Source organism: Vibrio albus, assembly GCF_003144035.1.
Lineage (GTDB): Bacteria > Pseudomonadota > Gammaproteobacteria > Enterobacterales > Vibrionaceae > Vibrio > Vibrio albus.
Window position 1 is genome coordinate 72,069 of the sequence record NZ_QFWT01000003.1, and the last position, 19,533, is coordinate 91,601.

General features: G+C 45.8%; 16 protein-coding genes. 14 read left to right on the plus strand and 2 right to left on the minus strand.

Annotated elements, in window-relative coordinates; translation table 11 throughout:
- Positions 1–97 precede the first annotated feature (97 nt).
- Positions 98–1,987 (minus strand): PTS mannitol transporter subunit IICBA, encoded by a 1,890-nt coding sequence (locus tag DI392_RS06535; RefSeq protein WP_109319105.1) that lies wholly within the window; start codon positions 1,985–1,987, stop codon positions 98–100.
- A 592-nt stretch (positions 1,988–2,579) separates the two neighbouring features.
- Here DI392_RS06535 and DI392_RS06540 point away from each other — a divergent pair.
- From DI392_RS06540 to DI392_RS06550, 3 genes are all read left to right on the plus strand, one after another.
- Positions 2,580–2,882: a hypothetical protein gene (locus DI392_RS06540; RefSeq protein WP_146194524.1), complete on the plus strand. Its 303-nt coding sequence runs from the start codon at positions 2,580–2,582 to the stop codon at positions 2,880–2,882.
- 58 nt (positions 2,883–2,940) lie between these two features.
- The gene (locus DI392_RS06545) at positions 2,941–4,638 is read left to right on the plus strand and encodes an RluA family pseudouridine synthase (protein ID WP_109319107.1); all 1,698 of its coding nucleotides are present in this window, start codon (positions 2,941–2,943) and stop codon (positions 4,636–4,638) included.
- Between the two features lie 388 nt (positions 4,639–5,026).
- A complete protein-coding gene (locus DI392_RS06550; RefSeq protein ID WP_109319108.1) occupies positions 5,027–6,655 on the plus strand; it encodes a diguanylate cyclase domain-containing protein in 1,629 nt (542 codons plus the stop codon).
- Positions 6,656–6,769: 114 nt separating this feature from the next.
- On the opposite strand, the gene DI392_RS06555 is transcribed toward DI392_RS06550, so the two are convergent.
- On the minus strand, positions 6,770–8,686 hold the full coding sequence (locus DI392_RS06555) for a methyl-accepting chemotaxis protein (protein WP_109319109.1): 1,917 nt from the start codon (positions 8,684–8,686) through the stop codon (positions 6,770–6,772).
- Between the two features lie 310 nt (positions 8,687–8,996).
- Here DI392_RS06555 and nifH point away from each other — a divergent pair, with 310 nt between their 5' ends.
- The 11 genes from nifH (at position 8,997) to DI392_RS06610 (ending at position 19,299) form a co-directional block, all read left to right on the plus strand.
- Positions 8,997–9,872: a nitrogenase iron protein gene (nifH, locus tag DI392_RS06560; RefSeq protein WP_109319110.1), complete on the plus strand. Its 876-nt coding sequence runs from the start codon at positions 8,997–8,999 to the stop codon at positions 9,870–9,872.
- Between the two features lie 73 nt (positions 9,873–9,945).
- Positions 9,946–11,412 (plus strand): nitrogenase molybdenum-iron protein alpha chain, encoded by a 1,467-nt coding sequence (nifD, locus tag DI392_RS06565; protein WP_245883978.1) that lies wholly within the window; start codon positions 9,946–9,948, stop codon positions 11,410–11,412.
- A 93-nt stretch (positions 11,413–11,505) separates the two neighbouring features.
- Entirely contained in the window at positions 11,506–13,077 is a 1,572-nt protein-coding gene (gene nifK, locus DI392_RS06570) for a nitrogenase molybdenum-iron protein subunit beta (RefSeq protein WP_109319112.1), read from the plus strand.
- A 64-nt stretch (positions 13,078–13,141) separates the two neighbouring features.
- Positions 13,142–13,363, plus strand: a complete 222-nt coding sequence (nifT, locus tag DI392_RS06575) for a putative nitrogen fixation protein NifT (RefSeq protein WP_109319446.1) — start codon at positions 13,142–13,144, stop codon at positions 13,361–13,363.
- 14 nt (positions 13,364–13,377) lie between these two features.
- Positions 13,378–14,058, plus strand: coding sequence for a NifB/NifX family molybdenum-iron cluster-binding protein (locus DI392_RS06580; RefSeq protein WP_109319113.1), 681 nt, complete (start codon positions 13,378–13,380; stop codon positions 14,056–14,058).
- 12 nt (positions 14,059–14,070) lie between these two features.
- Positions 14,071–14,361, plus strand: a complete 291-nt coding sequence (locus DI392_RS06585; protein WP_109319114.1) for a DUF6129 family protein — start codon at positions 14,071–14,073, stop codon at positions 14,359–14,361.
- Positions 14,362–14,626: 265 nt separating this feature from the next.
- Positions 14,627–16,054 carry a nitrogenase iron-molybdenum cofactor biosynthesis protein NifE gene (nifE, locus tag DI392_RS06590; protein WP_109319115.1) on the plus strand — a complete coding sequence of 476 codons (1,428 nt, stop codon included), beginning with the start codon at positions 14,627–14,629 and terminating at the stop codon, positions 16,052–16,054.
- 10 nt (positions 16,055–16,064) lie between these two features.
- Positions 16,065–17,432: a nitrogenase iron-molybdenum cofactor biosynthesis protein NifN gene (nifN, locus tag DI392_RS06595; RefSeq protein WP_109319116.1), complete on the plus strand. Its 1,368-nt coding sequence runs from the start codon at positions 16,065–16,067 to the stop codon at positions 17,430–17,432.
- 1 nt (position 17,433) lies between these two features.
- Positions 17,434–17,922 carry a NifB/NifX family molybdenum-iron cluster-binding protein gene (locus DI392_RS06600; RefSeq protein ID WP_109319117.1) on the plus strand — a complete coding sequence of 163 codons (489 nt, stop codon included), beginning with the start codon at positions 17,434–17,436 and terminating at the stop codon, positions 17,920–17,922.
- A gap of 22 nt (positions 17,923–17,944) precedes the next feature.
- A complete protein-coding gene (gene fdxB, locus DI392_RS06605) occupies positions 17,945–18,241 on the plus strand; it encodes a ferredoxin III, nif-specific (RefSeq protein WP_219930885.1) in 297 nt (98 codons plus the stop codon).
- Positions 18,242–18,384: 143 nt separating this feature from the next.
- The gene (locus DI392_RS06610; RefSeq protein ID WP_109319119.1) at positions 18,385–19,299 is read left to right on the plus strand and encodes a sensor domain-containing diguanylate cyclase; all 915 of its coding nucleotides are present in this window, start codon (positions 18,385–18,387) and stop codon (positions 19,297–19,299) included.
- Positions 19,300–19,533: the final 234 nt, after the last annotated feature.

A 19,533-nucleotide genomic window follows, 5' to 3' on the forward strand; every position in this document is an offset into this window, starting at 1 on the left:
AACGTATCTTCCAAAAAAAGGTTAAAAATTGGGAAAGAAGGCCAGCCAGGGGAGCCGGCCTTAAATTCACTGTTAGGAGCGTGATTCCGAAGTTTGGTTAAGCATTCAGAATTCGAAGCACATCCGCCGGATTGGTGGTGGTCTTCAAACAGTTAACCGCTTCTTCGTCATCCAGTGAATTTGTTATCGCGGTGATAACCTGTATGTGTTCGTCGCCTTCAGCAGCAATACCGATAACCAGTTTGGCTACGTCGTCTTCATCTTCACCCCACTGAACACCTTCAGGGAACTGGCAGAAAACAATGCCGGTTTTCTTCACATACTGCTTGGTTTCGATGGTTCCGTGAGGAACCGCGATGGACTCACCTAAGTAAGTAGAGACCAGCTCTTCACGTGCCAGCATGCCGTCTATATACTCGGGTGCCACATATCCCAGTTTTACAAGTTGCTCACCAGCAAACCTGATAACCTCTTCCTTACCTTTTGTTTCCAGACCTAAGAAGATGTTCTCATCTGAAAGCTTTAACGAACCATCGTCGTCAGAGCTAGTGTTTACTGGTGCTTCAGGCTTTTTTAGATCGCCCTCTTTCGCCGAAACCAGCTCAGTAACCAGATTGTCGTACAGCGAATTATCCAGGAAGTTAGTCAGAGAAATATGCTTCGCATTTGCTGCATGCTGACGGGCACGGTCAGTCAGATCTTTGTGGGTGACCACAATATCCACATCATCAGGCAGGCTGTTGATTGCCAGGTTGAATACATCAATATCCATATTGGCAGCTTCCACTTTTTTACGCAGCAGGCTCGCACCCATGGCACTTGAACCCATACCCGCATCACATGCCACGATGATTTTGCGAACTGCAGCCATATCAATGTTTGCCGCAACAGGAGCCGCACCTTTAGAGGCCGCTTTCATGTCTTGCATTTGACTGGTTGCTTCTTCAAGAGACTCATCATCTTCCGTTTGTTTCTGTGTTTTCAGCAGGAAGGATGCGATAACGCAAGATACCGCCGCTGAACAGATAACAGACAGGATAACACCGACAAATGCAGACTTAGGCGTCATCAGCAGTACCGCGAAGATGGAGCCAGGAGATGCCGGAGAAACCAGACCAGACTGGAACATAACGTTAACGAACACACCCGTCATACCACCACCAATCATGGCCAGGATAAGACGTGGGTTCATCAGCACGTATGGGAAATAAATCTCGTGGATACCACCCAGGAAGTGGATGATAGAAGCACCTGCCGCAGATTGCTTAGCGCTGCCTTTACCAAACATCATGTAGGCCAGCAGCAGACCAAGACCAGGACCCGGGTTGGCTTCAATCAGGAAGAAGATTGATTTACCCAGTTCTTCAGATTGCTGGATACCCAGAGGTGAGAAGATGCCGTGGTTGATGGCGTTGTTCAGGAACAGGATCTTCGCAGGCTCAACAAAAATAGAGGTAAGAGGAAGGACACCTGTTTCAACCAGAACGTTTACGCCAGCCGCCAGACCGCTAGACAGTACTTTTACCGCAGGACCGATGATCATATAGGCGATAATCGCACAGATCATACCGATAATACCGGCGGAGAAGTTGTTCACCAGCATTTCGAAGCCGCTTTTCACTTTACCGTGAACGGCATGGTCAAATTTCTTGATGGCAATGCCGCCCAGAGGACCGGCAATCATGGCACCAAGGAACATAGGGATATCCGTACCGACGATAACACCCATGGTTGTTACAGCACCGACAACGGCACCGCGGTCGCCACCCACCATTTTACCACCGGTATAACCGATAAGCAGAGGCAGCAGGAATTTGATCATAGGGCCAACCATGGAAGCCAGTGTTTCATTTGGCACCCAACCGGTTGGAATAAATAGTGCGGTAATGAAACCCCAGGCGATAAACGCGCCGATGTTAGGCATTACCATATTAGAAAGGAACCGGCCAAAATTTTGAACCTTTACCTTCGCTTCTGGTGATAACATATCAGTACCCCGTTCGATGTTCTATTGTGTTCGTGTGTACGGTTTCTGGTAAAAACCGTTGTTGTTTGCTTAAGACACTTTCAACTTAACACAGGATTTCACGTATAGCCTCTGAACGGGTTTTTTGTGACATAGAGCAATAAAAATTCAGTGGCATGATATTTTTAATGAGATTTAGATCTCAAAATTACACTGTAATTTACTTACAGGTTTTTATTTATTCAAAAGTCAATAAAAATAAAATGCGCAACATCACATATCTTTATACTAGCAAAGTTTTGTTAAGGTGATTTGGTTCTCACTTTTAAATATAAAAAATAAATAAAAAAATACTGAAGTGATCTCCATCCCGTTTTGTGGTTTATTTTAATCTGTGAAATAAATAGTGGTTATTCTGACGTTGTGGCGTGTAATTTTCAGACACATTTCTCAGCCTATATACCCATATCTCTCTATGGGGAAAATATGATATAAAGTGACCCAATTAGCATTCGGTGCTGTTTTGTGTACCACCCTGATTATAAAGATATTAATGCCATGAATTGCTTATCAGAGTGAGATTCTGACGGAATCAGTGGCAATGGAACTATTTATGCGTTTAGAAGAAATTATTCAGATTCTTGAATTTACCGATACAGATACCCTTGAGCAGGCGTTGAACGATTTCAATACTCATGGGTTTGTTGAGCAGGCGTTATTGCCTTTCATGAATGTTGTGTTTGAGCAGGCTCCCGTTCAGCTGTGTTCGAAGCTTGAGCAAGTCGGTTTCCACGGCAACCCGGCTATTATCAGAATTAACCCGGAATCACAGGGTGGCAGTTATATCGTCTATGATACAACGCGTTACTGTGCTGATGAGGTGCAAAAACAAATAGCCGTGAATTCCGCAGAATAAACAGGTAAAATCTGCAGTTACTCTGCCCCCAGACTTATCAGGCACGCAAGATACGATAATGAATACCCCGGATAACTGCTTTCACCATTTTAACCAGCCTATTGATCAATACGCCTTACCGCAAAAATTCACCTTTCCTTTCTGTTATGAACCTCATCCACTGAGTGAACTGGCTGCTAAGCAATTGCAACAGCATCTGTGTACTCAAACGAACTGGCAGCATAATTTTGGATTAGGAAAAGAGACTGAGGGTGCTATCGGGAAAATGTTCGGTGTGCTGGTGGTGAGGAATACTCAGGGTGAAGTGGGGTTTCTGTCTGCTTTTTCCGGTAAGTTAGCCGACAGCAATCTATTACCGGGTTTTGTTCCTCCGGTGTTTGATATGCTGTCCCAGGATGGTTTCTTTCTGACAGAGCAGGCTAAAATCAATGAGATTAATCGCCAGATTGACGTATTAGAAAGCCAGCCCGATATTCCTGAAATACAACAGAAACTGAAGTCAGTTCTGGCCGAAGAAGAAAACCAGCTTTCAGTCTGGCGCAGCCAAATGGCTGAGGGTCGCCGGCAACGCAAGTCCGAACGGACAGTCCTGGAAAACCAGTTGAAAACCGGAGCTATTGCCTCTCCTGATTACCAGGAAAAAATGGCTCTGCTGGGACAACAAAGTGTCGCAGAGAAGCGAGAGCTTAAACAACGAAAAGAGTTCTGGGAAGCTGAAATTACCGCTATCCGTTCTGGTTTGACGCAGTTACAAATACCTATCGATGTTCTCAAGGAGCAGAGGAAATCCCAGTCTAAGGCATTGCAGAAAAAACTGTTTGCCCAGTACCGGTTTCTTAACTGTTTCGGGGACGCAAAAGATTTAGCTGAGCTGTTTCAGGATACGGTGAACCGGGTCCCTCCTGCTGGTGCTGGTGAGTGTGCCGCTCCTAAACTATTGCAGTATGCCTTTTTGCATGGAATGAAGCCTCTGGCCATGGCGGAATTCTGGTGGGGCCAGTCACCGAAATCAGAAATTCGCCGCCATAAATATTACTATCCTTCATGCAGTGGAAAATGCCAGCCTATTTTATCGCATATGCTTGATGGTATAGCGATGGACGACAACCCTCTGTTGGTTAATCCAGCCGAGGGGAAGCAACTGGATATTATCTATCAGGACGATGCCATTGCGATAGTGAATAAACCAGCGGAGTTCCTGTCTGTGCCGGGAAAAAATATCGAAGATTCGGTATATTCCCGGATGAAGGCTATGTTTCCTGACGCGACAGGCTCGCTGATAGTACACCGGCTGGATATGTCTACCTCCGGACTGATGGTGCTCGCGCTGAACCATCGGGCCCATAAGCAGTTACAGAAACAATTTATTAGCCGCAGTATTGAAAAGCGTTATGTAGCACTGATTGACGGAAGGCCAGAAAGCGCGGAAGGCATGATTGAACTGCCGCTGAGAGGAGATCCGGATGACCGGCCGCGTCAGTTGGTTTGCCTGCAACATGGTAAACCGGCAGAAACCCGCTGGGAATTATGTGAATATCGCGAGACGCAATCCAAAGTGTATCTGTACCCGAAAACGGGAAGAACCCATCAACTCAGGGTCCATTGTGCTCATGTGGACGGCCTGAATCTGCCGATTGTCGGTGATGATCTGTATGGTAAAAAATCTCATAGATTATATTTACACGCGGACTCATTAACCATCAGACACCCTATTTCACATGAAGTCATGCGATTTCAGGTTGATCCTAATTTTTAGTCAGTGTCGCAGGATAAAACCACCCTATCACTCGCAAATCTTAGTGCAACAAAGAAAAGAGCCCGTTCCTGACAATAGGGCTCTTTAGTTATGTATTCATTAAACTAATCATTTGGAATCAATGTCTTAATTTAATGTTTTTATTTTTAACTTAAGAATAAGTTTAATTACAGGTAAGAATGTTATTGTATCTTATTGATTTTAAAGTTTGGTTTTTATTCTGACACTTTCGTTATTTAATCTTAAATTTGATAAAAAGTGAAATTGAAATAGATATTTCTTATCAACTGACTTTTAATTCCAGTAATATTGGTTTTATATTTCATAATGCAGGGTTAGTTATTTTAGCTTTCTGTTTTATCAAATTGTTGTTAGGAAAACGCCAGCTATGCGAAAGTTAATAAATAACCTGAAGATATACTTTTGGGTTGTTTTCTTTTCTGTATCTATTATCGGAGAGGGTAATGCAGAGACCCGGTTTTATGAAAAAGAGGGGCCGGTGGCATCAGCCAAAGAGCCTGCCGATACTCTCTCTTCACCAGAGGACAGCCGCGATGTTCTGCTTACTGAAGCCGAGCAGCAGTGGCTCGCACAACATCCGGTTATCCGCTTAGCCTCTAACCAGTACTGGCCACCGCTAGAATATTTTGAGAAAGATGGCGGTTATCAGGGCATTGCTTCTGATTTTATCGCTTTAATTGAGAAAAAACTTAATATTCATTTTGTCCGCTCACCGGTTCAAAGCTGGTCTGAGTCTATTCTGGGGGTTCGCGAGCGTAAGCTGGATGTGCTCAGTATGGCAATGGATACACCCGCAAGAAGAGAGTTCGCCCAGTTCACCCAACCTTATATCTCGAACACGATGGTGATCGTAACCGGTCAGAGTACGGAGTTTGTTCCGGGTGTCGCAGGGCTGTCTGGTAAGAAGGTTTCTGTTGTGGAGGGTTACGCTTCATCAGAGACCTTATCGATGGATTATCCGGATATTATTTTGCAGGCATACCCCACAATAGAAGCCGCATTATCCGCAGTCACGAAAGGAGAAGTATTTGCTTTTGTCGGTAATATTATTACCACCAGCTATGTCATGCAGGATAAAGGCCTGACTCACCTCCGGGTGTCCGGTGAAGTCCCCTATCATTTTGAACTGGGGCTTGGTGTCAGGAGTGACTGGCCTGAGTTAGCCGTTATTCTGGACAAGACCCTGGCCTCTATTTCAGACCGAGAACGGGCCGACATCTTTTCCCGCTGGGTTCATGTTGACGTGCACCAGGATATCCCCTGGGGGGCCACTATTTCACTTGTCAGTGGCCTGGTATGCTTTATTTTTGGCGTTCTGTGCTGGAACCGTCTGCTGAAGAAAAAAGTTAAGGAGCGTACTGCATTACTTGAGCTGATGGCACTGCAGGATCCTTTGACAGGTCTGCCTAACCGCATCTCAATGAGAAAAACATTAGAACAGAGAATTTACGCGGCTGAAAGGGTAAAAGGGGCCGTGTTTGCTGTGATGTTTGTTGATCTGGATGAGTTTAAAAAAGTTAATGACTCCTTTGGGCATTCGGTCGGCGATAAATTGTTGATAGCGGTGGCTAACCGGTTGAAGAGTACTCTGAGGCGCTCTGATTACGTCAGTCGTTTTGGAGGCGATGAGTTTGTCGTAATAACACAAATTGTCAGAAGCAAAGACGCTATTGAAACCTTGTGTACTCATTTGCTTAAAGCTATGCAGTATCCTTATACGCTTGGGAAACAGAAGATTATTACCAACATGAGTATTGGTGCCGCGTGCTATCCAGATGATGGAATGACGGTGGAGGCGCTGCTGTATAATGCGGATAAAGCAATGTATACCGCCAAGAGCAAAGGCCGAAATTGTTTTATTTTGTATTCTCCGGATTTACAGGCATTAGAGGGGAGGATCAAGTCCCGAGCCGAGAATGATGAACATCACGAATATGCAGGTGTGGAGGGTGCCCCTTGCTATGCCGATGCCAGTGTTCCCCCTAAAGAGACTTAAGCGCTTAGCCTACACAACAGGAAAATAAGACACTATGCCAGAAAAAACACCCTCCCGGTAAAGGGAGGGTGGCAAGAGTCGAGTATAGGCGGTGCTTAAAAGTCTGCGTAGAAACTACAGTCTGAACCGGCCGACAATATTGACCAGTTTGCTATTAACAGCAGCGATATTTTCCATATCCGTCAAGGTCTGTTGTCCGTTACTATCCAGCTCACCAACAATGTCATTCAGAGCCGACATATTACGGCTAAGCTCCTGAGTCACACTGCTTTGCTCTTCTGCCGCTGTCGCAATTTGTGCGCTGAGAGTATTAATTTCAGTAACATAAGTGGTCATCGTCTCCAGGCTTTCTGCAACCTCACCAGAGCCATCGGCGGTTTCCTGACAACGTTGTCTGGTATTGTCCATGGATTCGACCACAACCTGAGTGCCTTTCAGCAGGTTAGCCAGAGCCACTTCTATCTCTTCCGTGCTTTCTTTCGTTCTGCTGGCCAGGTTACGTACTTCGTCAGCTACCACGGCGAAACCTCTCCCCTGCTCTCCGGCGCGGGCCGCCTCAATGGCTGCATTCAGAGCGAGCAGGTTAGTCTGCTCGGCAATATCACCGATAACACTCAGCACGCTATTGATTTCCTGGGTCTCTCCACTCATCCGGTTGACGTTTGCAGCGGCTGTATCCACATCTTCAATAAGAGCGGCAACGGTTGCCTGTGACTGACGAACCTTCTGTTGTGATAAGTTGCTGGTTTCGTCTGCCTGTTGGGTCAGGCTGGCGGTATTGGCAGCATCGGTCGCCATGGAATTGGCTGTAGCGTTCATCTCTTCAATGGCTGTCACTACCTGTTCGGTTTCCGTGACATGGTTTTGCAAAATGGCCGTGTTCTGTTCAGACTGTTGTTTCATCTGATTCACATTGGTGTGCAGAACCTCTGAGACATTTTGAATTTCCCGTAGCATTTCCTGCAAATTGCCGACAAACCGGTTTACACCGTCTGCTATCTGTCCCAGGTCATCATCGGTTTTGACTTCCAGGCGCTGGGTAAGATCGGCATCACCACTGGCAAGGTCAGTAATGGTTTTTTTCAGTGAAATAATAGGTTTGAACAGTGCCTGAACGACAAAGAAAGCCAGCACTAAGCTGATAACGGTTGCCACAATTGCGGTAGTAATTGCGGAATATTTCGCTGATTCCAGGTTTGCGTAGGCGACAGAGGTGTCGAGCCCGATAACAAAGTACCAATTTTTGTCTGCAATTTTTATCTGGTGAGAGAAAAGGATTTTGTCTTTGCCATCAAGAGAGTAATCCACAGTGGCACTTTCATTATTGACGGCTTCTGAAACGGCCTCTCTAAACCAGGTATAATCGGTACCTTTTTCACCTGTCTTAATGGCATCGGAGTTGGAAGCAAGAACGGTGGTGTCCTGATTCAGAATAAGTGCAACTGAACCTTTTATATCCGTAGATCTTTTCACCAAATCGTTGAGGAAGCTCAGTTGCAGGTCTGCACCTATCATACCGTCGTGAGTTTTCTGAACCATACTGACCCAATAGATATCGCGACCACCTGAATCGGGGTAGGGATCGGTTACCGAAGGGGTTATCGCTTTACGGCCATTCTGATAGTAACCCATCTTCCGGATATCACCATCAAACTTATGATCCGGCCACGCATTGCTGACCTGGTTCCAGTACGCGTCACCTGTTGATTCAAAGCCAATAAAAGAGCTGCCGGTATTTAGGGTGGAGGAAAATACGTTGGTCAGGTCGATATACTCCTGAGCCGAATTTCCGGGGAAGGGTTGGTTTTTATAAAGATCGCCCAGTCCTTTTAGTCCCTGAAGCTTCTCATAGAAAAACTGTTCAACTAATTCAGCCCGACCTTTCACGTAATCTTCTGAGGAGCGGGTAATGATCTGGATGATAGAGGCTTTTTCTTGGGTATAGGAGATATAGCTGGAGATGGAGACAGACAGTCCAACCAATAACATGACTGCCATAATAGCCAGTTGTTTAAGTCCGAGTTTTTTCATAGGAATACCGTATTGCGTTTTCTATAAATGAATATATCGACCCTTCTTTTACATAGTTTAGACATATTTCCATAAATATAGAGGTTACTGGTTGTTTTTTACCAAAAAAGAATACCAGCCAAAAAGTTTCCTTTGATACGACAGCTTTGTTTTAAACCTTACAAAAAAAAGGGTGTTTGTTGGTTTGTCATGTAACGCCCAAATATTAATTTGTTATTTTTCAGTGAGTTATATATTTTTGTGAGTTGGCGCACCTTTCGCATAGGTTATAGGGAATTGTTTTTTCACACATCCTATGGAGGGAACCATTATGGCAATTCGTCAATGTGCAATTTACGGTAAAGGCGGTATCGGTAAATCAACTACTACTCAGAACCTGGTTGCTGCGCTAGCAGAAGCAGGTAAAAAAGTAATGATCATCGGTTGTGACCCTAAAGCGGACTCAACTCGCCTAATCTTACACACTAAAATGCAAAACACCATCATGGAAATGGCAGCTGAAGCCGGTACGGTAGAAGATATCGAACTGGAAGATGTATTGCTGACTGGTTACGGCGATGTTAAATGTGTTGAATCAGGCGGTCCAGAGCCAGGTGTTGGTTGTGCAGGTCGTGGTGTAATCACAGCAATTAACTTCCTTGAAGAAGAAGGTGCATACGAAGAAGACCTTGACTTTGTATTCTACGATGTACTGGGTGACGTTGTATGTGGTGGTTTCGCGATGCCAATCCGTGAAAACAAAGCACAAGAAATCTACATCGTATGTTCTGGTGAGATGATGGCGATGTACGCAGCAAACAACATCTCTAAAGGTATTTGTAAGTATGCAACTTCAGGTAGTGTACGTCTTGCAGGTCTGATCTGTAACTCTCGTAACACTGACCGTGAAGATGAGCTAATCATGGCTCTTGCAGCGAAGATCGGTACTCAGATGATTCACTTCGTACCTCGTGACAACATTGTACAACGTGCAGAAATCCGTCGTATGACTGTAATCGAGTATGACCCAACTTGTAACCAGGCCGACGAGTACCGTGCTCTGGCAAACAAAGTTATCAATAACGAAATGTTCGTTGTCCCTGAGCCATGTACTATGGATGAGCTTGAAGACCTGCTAATGGAATTCGGCATCATGGAAGTTGAAGACGAATCTATCGTTGGTAAGACTGCTGCTGAGCTAGCATAAGCGATTAATTTGGCGGCTTAATTTCGGTTAAGCCTATAAAGCTTTAAACCAAATTTTGGAGGCAGAGATGTCGATGAATAAACAAGAAACTCAGGCACTCATTGATGAGGTGTTGGAAGTTTATCCAGAGGTTGCGCGTGAAGACCGTGCGAAGCACCTGGGTGTAAATGACACAAGTGCTGAAGGTACAAGTTGTATTACTTCAAACCGTAAGACACTGCCAGGTGTTATGACCGTTCGTGGTTGTGCTTACGCAGGTTCTAAAGGTGTGGTTTGGGGACCGGTAAAAGATATGCTTCATATCTCACACGGTCCTGTAGGTTGCGGACAGTACTCTCGTGCAGGTCGTCGTAACTACTACACTGGTACAACAGGTGTTGATACATTTGGTACGTTAAACATTACTACTGACTTCCAGGAACGTGACATCGTATTCGGCGGCGACAAGAAACTGTCTGCAGCTATTGATGAGCTGGAAACACTGTTCCCATTGTCAAAAGGTATCTCTGTTCAGTCAGAGTGTCCGGTTGGTCTGATTGGTGATGACATTGAAGCCGTCGCTAAGATGAAAGGGGCAGAAATTGGTAAAACAATTGTACCTGTTCGTTGTGAAGGTTTCCGAGGTGTTTCTCAGTCTCTGGGTCACCATATTGCGAACGATACTATTCGTGACCACGTACTGTCTAAATCAGATGAGCGTGAATTCGAAGCTGGTCCATACGATGTCGCTATCATTGGTGACTACAACATCGGTGGTGATGCATGGTCTTCTCGTATCATCCTTGAAGATATGGGTCTGAATGTTGTTGCTCAGTGGTCTGGTGATGGTACGCTTCCAGAAATGGAAAAAACACCAAATGTGAAACTAAACCTGGTTCACTGTTACCGTTCTATGAACTACATCGTGCGCCACATGGAAGAAAAACATGGTGTGCCATGGGTAGAGTACAACCTGTTTGGTCCTTCTAAGATTGAAGAATCCATGCGTAAGATCGCTGGCTACTTTGATGAGAAAATTCAGGCTCAGACTGAAGAAGTTATCAAACGCTACCGTGAACAATGGCAAGCGGTTATCGACAAGTATCGTCCACGCCTGGAAGGCAAGGAAGTAATGCTGTATGTCGGTGGTCTGCGTCCTCGTCACATCATTGGTGCATATGAAGACCTGGGTATGGAAATCGTAGGTGCAGGTTATGAGTTCGCTCACAACGATGACTACGTGAAAACTACTCCGGAAGTGAAAGATGCAACTCTGCTGTTTGATGATGCAAGTGCTTATGAACTGGAAGAGTTCGTTAAGAAGTTGAACCCGGATCTAATCGGTTCTGGTATCAAAGAGAAATACGTATTCCAGAAAATGGGCTTCCCATTCCGTCAAATGCACAGCTGGGATTATTCCGGCCCATACCACGGTGTTGATGGCTTCGCTATCTTCGCTCGCGACATGGACCTGACTATCAATAACCCATGTTGGAACAGCATGAAAGCCCCTTGGCTTAAGGACGAGTCGTCTGAAGAGGCGATGGCTAAAACAGCGTAATTATAGGGTGGAAAGCTTTCTTTCAAAGCGAAAAGCCATCAGTTGTTAACCGAACCGTCGTTCACAGATTAGTGACACGGTAGGAGAAGATTTATGAGCCAGAAAATTGACGATATCAAAACTGGTTACGACTTGTTCAAACAACCTGAATATCAGGAAATGTTTGCGAACAAGCGCAATACCCATGAAGATGCTGTTGATGCTGCAAAGGTAAAAGAAACCTTTGAGTGGACAACATCAGAAGAATATAAAGAACTGAACTTTGCCCGTAAGCACATTACCATTGACCCGGCTAAAGCGTGTCAACCACTGGGTGCGGTGCTTTGTGGCCTTGGCTTCGAGAAAACATTGCCATACGTGCATGGTTCTCAAGGATGTGTAGCGTACTTCAGAAGCTACTTTAACCGTCATTTCAAAGAGCCAGTAGCGTGTGTTTCTGACTCAATGACTGAAGATGCAGCGGTATTTGGTGGTCAGGACAACATGTTCTATGGCCTGCAGAATGCCTATGCACTGTATAAACCTGAGGTAATTGCGGTTTCTACTACTTGTATGGCTGAGGTTATTGGTGATGACCTTCAGGCATTTACAGGAAACGCAAAAGCAGGTGGTTATGTACCTGAAGACCTTCCAACTCCTTATGCGAATACTCCAAGCTTTGTGGGTAGCCATTTAACTGGTTGGGATAACATGTTTGAAGGCTTCATGGGCTACTTCACTCGTAAAGAGATGGAAGGCAAAGAAGTCGGCAGCAACGGCAAGATCAACATTGTTCCAGGATTTGAAACTTACCTGGGTAACTACCGTGTGATTCGTCGTATGCTTGACGAGATGGATGTTGATTATTCATTCCTATGTGATCCTTCAGAGGTTCTGGATACTCCTGCTGACGGTGAATACCGTATGTACGCAGGCGGTACAGCGATTGATGAAGTGAAAGATGCACCAAACGCGAAAACAACAGTACTTCTGCAACCAGAACACCTGGTTAAGACTAAGAAGTTTGTTGAAGGTACTTGGAAGCAAGAAGTTCCAGCTCTGAGCATCCCTATGGGACTTGAGTGGACAGATGATTTCTTAATGAAAGTATCTGAGATCACTGGTAAAGAAATTCCAGAATCTATCACTAAAGAGCGTGGCCGTCTGGTTGACATGATGACTGACTCACATGCTTGGTTACACGGTGTAAGCATCTCACTATACGGTGATCCTGATTACCTGATGGGTATGACTAAGTTCCTGACTGAGCTGGGTTGTGAAATCAAACACGTGCTATGTACTAACGCTAACAAGAGATGGCGTAAGAAGATGGAAGCTCAGCTTGCTGAAAGTCCATACAGTGCAGACGCAGAAATCTATGTTGGTAAAGACTTGTGGCACTTCCGCTCACTGGTTCTGACTGATAAACCTGACCTGATGATTGGTAACTCGTACGGTAAATTCATCGAGCGTGATACCAAAGCAAAAGGCGCTGAGTTTGAAGTACCACTAGTACGTATCGGCTTCCCGATTTTTGACCGTCACCACCTGCATCGCAGTACTACCCTTGGTTATGAAGGGGCGATGTACATCCTGACAACGTTAGTAAACGAAGTTCTGGCTAAGCTGGACCGCGACTCTAGCGTACTGGGTAAAACGGACTTTGGTTTCGACTTAGTTCGATAAGCACGATAGCCGGCAGTGGATGCTGCCGGCTTTTTTTGTCCGTAAAAGAGTTAAGGATAACCCTATGGCAAACGTAATGATTCAGTATAACGAAGAAGGTCAACTTTCACTGTACCTTCCGAAAAAAGACCTCGAAGAGGTTATCACTCATTTTGAGTTCGACAGCGAATCTCAGTGGGGCGGTGAAATACACCTTGCTAATGGCGCTATTTATCATATCGACCCAACCACAAAACCGAAATTACCGGTCACTATAAGAGCGAAACGTCTTAAAGCAGCTGCGTAGGGAGGAATTGAAATATGGATACTGTTATTTCAAATGAAGCGGCACTACGTGTTGCAATGGCTTCTAAATCACTACCTAACATTGATATAAAATCTCTGCTGGGTTTATTGATCCAGCACCTTGGAGAGCCGTTATCAGAACAAAAGCTGATGGAAATATCACCTAAGTCATTTCGGATCATGGTGGCCTCTCTGGATGATTCAGCACCTCGTAAAGATGTGACTCAGGCATTAGCGATTCTGACCAATAAAGATCTGGATAGTGTGGATGCACCAGAAGTTGTGGACCTGCTGCCTTTACCTGACCCTAAACTGAGAGTGGCAGTCACCTCAAATCAGGGTGAAATGCTGAACGGGCATTATGGCTCTTGTTTGCGAGTACTTATTTATGAAGTCAATGCAAATACCCATCAGTTGGTTGACGTTCGTACCGTTGACAGCACGTTGAAAGGAGAGACTCGTACCGACTATATCCTTTCTCTGATGCGTGAATGTCACATCTTGTTTACGCTTTCAATTGGTGGTCCGGCTGCGGCTAAAGTAACTCGTGCTAATGTTCACCCAGTGAAGAAAAGAGCGCCTATGCCAGCTGAGGACGTATTAACAGAACTCAGTAAAGTGATTGCATCTAATCCACCGCCTTGGATGCAGAAGCTTCTGGGAAATGAAGATACTGTCTGTAAGGTAGCTGTTTAGGAGGGGAGCATTATGACAAGTGCCGATACTATTGCTGTAGGAAAATCGGATATCGCTCAGATAGGAGCCGTTCTGGAAGGGTTAGAATATATCGATGACGATATGATGACTCGCATGCGTAGCGCCTATCCGAATCTTCGGTTTACGCTCTGTTCAGAAGATGACATGGGTGAACGTGAACCCTATGAGAGTTTCTGTGGCTTTGATCTTCATCTTGTTACTTCCGGCGAGGGAAGGTGTAGCTCATTAACTTATCACCTTGAACAGTGTACCGGGATTGTAGTAGCGCTTCACGAAGAGTGAAGCGCTTTTTGTTTCCTGCCTTTTATTCTCAAATACCATCCTGTCGTGCGAAGCGGGACCTGACACAACATTATTCCAGTAGCTCTTTTCAGACAAAACGCTTTAAAGGTGTCATGACGTTTGTCTGCTTTATGACAAAACAGACAATTTCCCCGTAATAAAAAGAAGAAAACTCATTTAAAACAAAAAGATAACCTTTGGCGTTTTTATTGCAACATACAGAGTAATAATTATAAGGGACATGTTATCTGTCGCAGGAGGCGCAATGAAACAATCCGAAATCAGGCTACTACAGGACGAACCGGCCTGTGAGCATAATAAAGGCGAAAAAAGCGGATGCAGCCGACCTACCCCTGGCGCAACTGCGGGTGGTTGTCCTTTCGACGGCGCACAAATCAGCCTGCTGCCTATTGCCGATGTTGGACATATCGTACATGGCCCGATTGGCTGTGCAGGAAACAGCTGGAATAACCGGGGAACGAAAGCCACCGGCAAAAATCTGTTTCGGCTTGGCTTTACTACCGATCTGAATGAGCAGGATGTGATCATGGGTCGGGCAGAGAAAAGGTTGCTGCACGCCATTAAACAGCTGATCACCGAGCATCAGCCACCGGCGGTGTTTGTGTATATGACCTGTGTGCCTGCTCTGGAAGGGAATGATGTGGACGCTATCTGTGCATTAGCTCAGGAGCGGTATGGTGTGCCGGTCGTACATGTGGATGCGGCGGGCTTCTATGGCAATAAAAACCTGGGGAACAGGATTGCGGGTGAGGTCATGGTAAACAAAGTGGTTGGTACTGCTGAGCCACCACCGAAGCCAGTCATGAAGCATGACCCGGAGAGAAAGGTACACGATATTGTTCTTATCGGAGAATACAACATTGCCGGAGAATTCTGGCACGTATCTCCACTGTTTGAGGAACTGGGGCTGCGTGTATTGTGCTGTATGGCCGGTGATACGCAATACCATCAAATTCAGACCATGCACCGCGCCGACGCGGCGATGGTTGTCTGTTCGCGGGCACAGATCAATGTGGCCCGAAAGCTTCAGGAAGGTTGGGGCATCCCGTGGTTTGAAGGCAGTTTTTACGGTATCGAGGACACCTCTGCCGCATTACGGCAGTTCGCCGCGTTGATCAATGATGACAAACTGACTGAGCATACTGAACAGGTCATTGCGCGTGAAGAGCAAAGGGTGCGTGATGCGATCAAACCTTACGCAGATATTCTCAAAGGTAAAAAAGCGCTGCTTTATACCGGTGGGGTGAAATCCTGGTCTGTCATTAGCGCGCTGGCTGAAATAGGCATCGAGACGGTCGCGACAGGGACCACTAAATCCACTCAGGCAGATAAGAATCGGATCATCGATATTATGGGTGAAGACGCCCTGATGCTTGATCAGGGCGGAGCCCGAAACCTGCTGGACATCTACTACAAATACGATGCGGATGTCATGGTTGCGGGTGGCCGGAATATGTATACAGCGCTCAAAGCAGCGGTTCCGTTCCTGCATATCAATCAGGAAAGAGAGCTTGCCTATGCCGGTTACGAAGGCATGATTACTCTGGCCAGAGAACTGTGCCGGACAATGGAGAGCCCGGTCTGGCCGGCTGCACGTAGCACGGCACCTTGGGAGAAGGAACCGGAGAAAGCAGTGCAGGATGCGTCTGCTGGAACAGTGAAGAAAGGATAAGGAGCGGATCATGACCACAATCAAAAAAAATAACTCACCGCTGTCCACTCAGCCACTGAAAACCAGCCCGGCAACAGGGGCGACAGTCGCCAGTCTCGGCCTGCAAAATAGTATTCCTCTGCTTCATGGCGCTCAGGGTTGCAGCGCATTTGCAAAGGTATATCTGATATCGCATTTCAGGGAAGCCATTCCGCTGCAGAATACCGCAATGGATCATATTTCTGCCGTAATGGGGGGAGATGAAAACCTGGACCAGGCGATGGCCTTGTTGTGTGAAAAGCACTCTCCTGACGTTATCGCTGTGATGACAACCGGCCTGACAGAATTACAGGGTACCGATATCTCGCGGGTGATTATGGATTTCAAACGAGCCAATCCTCAGTTTGAATCTACCCGGATTGTTGCAATGAATACGCCAGATTTTACCGGTTCCATGCAAACGGGGTTTGCCCATGCGGTAGACCGGGTTGTTCGTCAGCTGGTCCTGCCCCCAACAGGCGTAAAACGCGAGAGAAAACAGGTGAATGTTCTCTGTTCTGTTGGCATGACGGCTGCGGACATCGAGACGATGAAACGGTATCTGGACGCTTTTAATCTTGACTCAGTCGTGGTTCCTGATATTTCCCTGTCACTGGACGGGCATATGGGGGACGAGGATTTCTCGCCGATGAGTATGGGCGGAACGACGGTATATGAAATTGAAATGATGTCGGAAAGTGCACTGACTATTGTGATTGGTGAATCAATGCTTTCGACCGCAAAATGGCTGGAGAAGCGTTTTGGCGTTCCTTATGTCTGTACTCAAATGGGCATGGGTATTGAAAGCATGGATAAGCTGGTAATGACGCTGACAGAGCTTAGCGGGGTACCTGTACCCAATTGGATCACCAGGGCGAGGAAGCGTCTGCAGGATGCGATGGTCGATACCCACTTCTTGCTAACCAATGCAACCGTGTCGCTTGGCTTAGAGCCGGACTTAGCCATTGGTTATGCCAGCTTGCTTAATAGCGTGGGCACAAAAGTGAGTCGCGTTGTGACGACAGTTGAAACGCCAGAGCTTAGAAATATAGACGCTGAAGAGATATTCATTGGCGACCTCTCTATGTTGCTGCCATCAGAAGAACCGGTTTCCGCAGTGATCAGTAATACCCACGCGGCTCATATCTGTGAGCCAGAGATCCCCGTGATCAGGGCGGGTTACCCGTGCCACGATCAGTACGGTAATATGGATGTCTGTCAGTTTGGCTACGAAGGTAGCCGTGAGCGCCTGTTCGCGGTAGCGAATAGTCTGTTACTGAATCACAAAGACGAGGTTGAACCACACGTTAGCTGCTACCGGTTTACACCATCAGAAGTTACTCAAAAGGAGCGTGGATGACATGATTAAGAGTGAGCGAAAATTACATGTTGAGCCCTCTCCCGGAGAGGCAGAGTTCAGTCTGAAAGTCGCGTTTACGACACTGGACCGTCACCACGTCGACCAGCATTTCGGGACTGCTAAGTGTGTGCTGGTTTATGGTGTCAATAAGGAGCACTGGTCACTTCTCGAGGCAATTGAGTATCCATCAATTAATGAAGGAACGCATGAAAAGTTGCCTGCAAGAATCGCTGACCTGGATGGCTGTGCCGGGATTTACTGTAATGCTTGTGGTGCTTCGGCAATACGGCAGCTATTGGGAAAAGAGATTAACCCGGTGAAGGTTTCTGAGGGAGCCAATATTCACACACTGTTATCTGAAATTCAGGATGAGTTGCAAGGCACTCCGACTGGCTGGCTGAGCAGAGCGTTAAAAACGGAAGAAAGAAAAAAACAGGATAACGCTTCCGTTCAGGGTCGGCTAAGCAAATTAATGGATGAAGAATGGTAATTAATTAAATAAGGAAATGATGATGAGCAATATTACCGGATTAACCCGAGGTGGTGCTATTTGGGAACCTCAGTTTATTAAAGAGCTGGACGCAGAAAGCTGCATTGGTTGTGGTCGCTGCTATAAGGTCTGTTCGCGCGATGTTTTTAACCTTGTCGAAAATGAAAACATTGATGAAGATGATGATCTTTATGATGAAGATGAAATGATGATGGTCATGGCTATCGAGAATGCCGAAGACTGTATTGGTTGTGGGGCGTGTGCAAAAGTGTGTGCTAAAAACTGCCACAGTTTTGAACCTGCGGCTATGCCAGCATAAAGGTAACTCACTGAACTATGTTTAAACCGTCATAGATATGACGGTTTTTTTATGTCAATAAACAGACGTGTGTAATTATAATGTGAAATAATATGAAGGTTGGTTATATTTAAATAATAAAAATGTAAATAGAGAAGCCCTGCATGGATAAAGATAATAAAGAACATGAGGAGTATGCTGCTATTATTTCAGCGCTTCCTGATATGGTGTTTATTCTGACGGAAAGCGGCCATTATGCCGATATCCTGGGTGGGGAAGATTCAGATTTCTATCACGATGGTTCGCCGTTAATCGGGGCAAGTTTATTTGATGTCTTACCTCAGGATAAGGCCGAATGGTTTCTGGCCAGAATAAGAGAAACGCTTGAGGCCGATAAACTGATGCTGTTTGAATACTCGCTTGCCGTCGATGATGTGGAAAGCGTTGACCCTTGTTCTGGTCCTGCGGGATGTCTTTGGTTTGAAGGTCGGGTCAATCCGCTCCGCTCTCTTCGTAATGGAGAAAGAGCGGTGGTCTGGGTGGCTCGTAATATAACCGATCACTACAACTTGCTCAGGGAACTCCGATTTCAGTCGGAAATTGATCCCTTGTCCGGGGCATTGAACCGAAGAAAGTTGTTTGAGCACCTTAAAGAAGATCTATATGCCTACCAGAGGTATGAAGAAAACTACTGCTTTTTACTGCTTGATATTGATGACTTCAAGCAGATCAATGATACCTGGGGCCATCAGTGTGGTGATGAGGCCATTCAGTATCTGGTGTCAGAGTGTCGCTCTGAACTCAGGTATACCGATGTGATAGGCCGGCTGGGCGGAGATGAGTTTGCCATTATTCATAAGTATGTTTCTCAGGGATCCCCACAGGCGCTGGCGGAACGTATTATGCAAGTTGTGAGGGGGATCTCTGCCAAGCATGAACTGGACTTTAACCTGAGCATCAGCATAGGTATCAGTGTATTTCACGAGAGTGATATTGATGTGAATGGAATATACCGTCGTGCCGACTTGGCTGTTTATCAGGCGAAGGATAATGGTAAGAACGGTTATTGTATGAACTGAAAACGGTCAATCTTTTACCAGAGGCGTCGTTTTCGTTCCGGACACAGATCGCAAACCGGAAAATCCGACAAACCTGACAATGCGTTGTCAGGATCGCGACAATGCATTATTCGTTATGTAACAAAAAAACCTACAATTTGTCAGGTTTTGTAATTTGATCTATCTCACATAAATTATTCCGCTTAGATATCATTAAGTTACGAATATCACATTTTTTGGTGTGAGCTTTGCAAC

Coding starts and splice junctions, on each gene's coding strand:
- DI392_RS06535 (WP_109319105.1), bottom strand. CDS start 1,987: ATGTTATCACCAGAAGCGAAGGTAAAGGTTCAAAATTTTGGCCGGTTC.
- DI392_RS06540 (WP_146194524.1), top strand. CDS start 2,580: ATGCGTTTAGAAGAAATTATTCAGATTCTTGAATTTACCGATACAGAT.
- DI392_RS06545 (WP_109319107.1), top strand. CDS start 2,941: ATGAATACCCCGGATAACTGCTTTCACCATTTTAACCAGCCTATTGAT.
- DI392_RS06550 (WP_109319108.1), top strand. CDS start 5,027: ATGCGAAAGTTAATAAATAACCTGAAGATATACTTTTGGGTTGTTTTC.
- DI392_RS06555 (WP_109319109.1), bottom strand. CDS start 8,686: ATGAAAAAACTCGGACTTAAACAACTGGCTATTATGGCAGTCATGTTA.
- nifH (WP_109319110.1), top strand. CDS start 8,997: ATGGCAATTCGTCAATGTGCAATTTACGGTAAAGGCGGTATCGGTAAA.
- nifD (WP_245883978.1), top strand. CDS start 9,946: ATGAATAAACAAGAAACTCAGGCACTCATTGATGAGGTGTTGGAAGTT.
- nifK (WP_109319112.1), top strand. CDS start 11,506: ATGAGCCAGAAAATTGACGATATCAAAACTGGTTACGACTTGTTCAAA.
- nifT (WP_109319446.1), top strand. CDS start 13,142: ATGGCAAACGTAATGATTCAGTATAACGAAGAAGGTCAACTTTCACTG.
- DI392_RS06580 (WP_109319113.1), top strand. CDS start 13,378: ATGGATACTGTTATTTCAAATGAAGCGGCACTACGTGTTGCAATGGCT.
- DI392_RS06585 (WP_109319114.1), top strand. CDS start 14,071: ATGACAAGTGCCGATACTATTGCTGTAGGAAAATCGGATATCGCTCAG.
- nifE (WP_109319115.1), top strand. CDS start 14,627: ATGAAACAATCCGAAATCAGGCTACTACAGGACGAACCGGCCTGTGAG.
- nifN (WP_109319116.1), top strand. CDS start 16,065: ATGACCACAATCAAAAAAAATAACTCACCGCTGTCCACTCAGCCACTG.
- DI392_RS06600 (WP_109319117.1), top strand. CDS start 17,434: ATGATTAAGAGTGAGCGAAAATTACATGTTGAGCCCTCTCCCGGAGAG.
- fdxB (WP_219930885.1), top strand. CDS start 17,945: ATGAGCAATATTACCGGATTAACCCGAGGTGGTGCTATTTGGGAACCT.
- DI392_RS06610 (WP_109319119.1), top strand. CDS start 18,385: ATGGATAAAGATAATAAAGAACATGAGGAGTATGCTGCTATTATTTCA.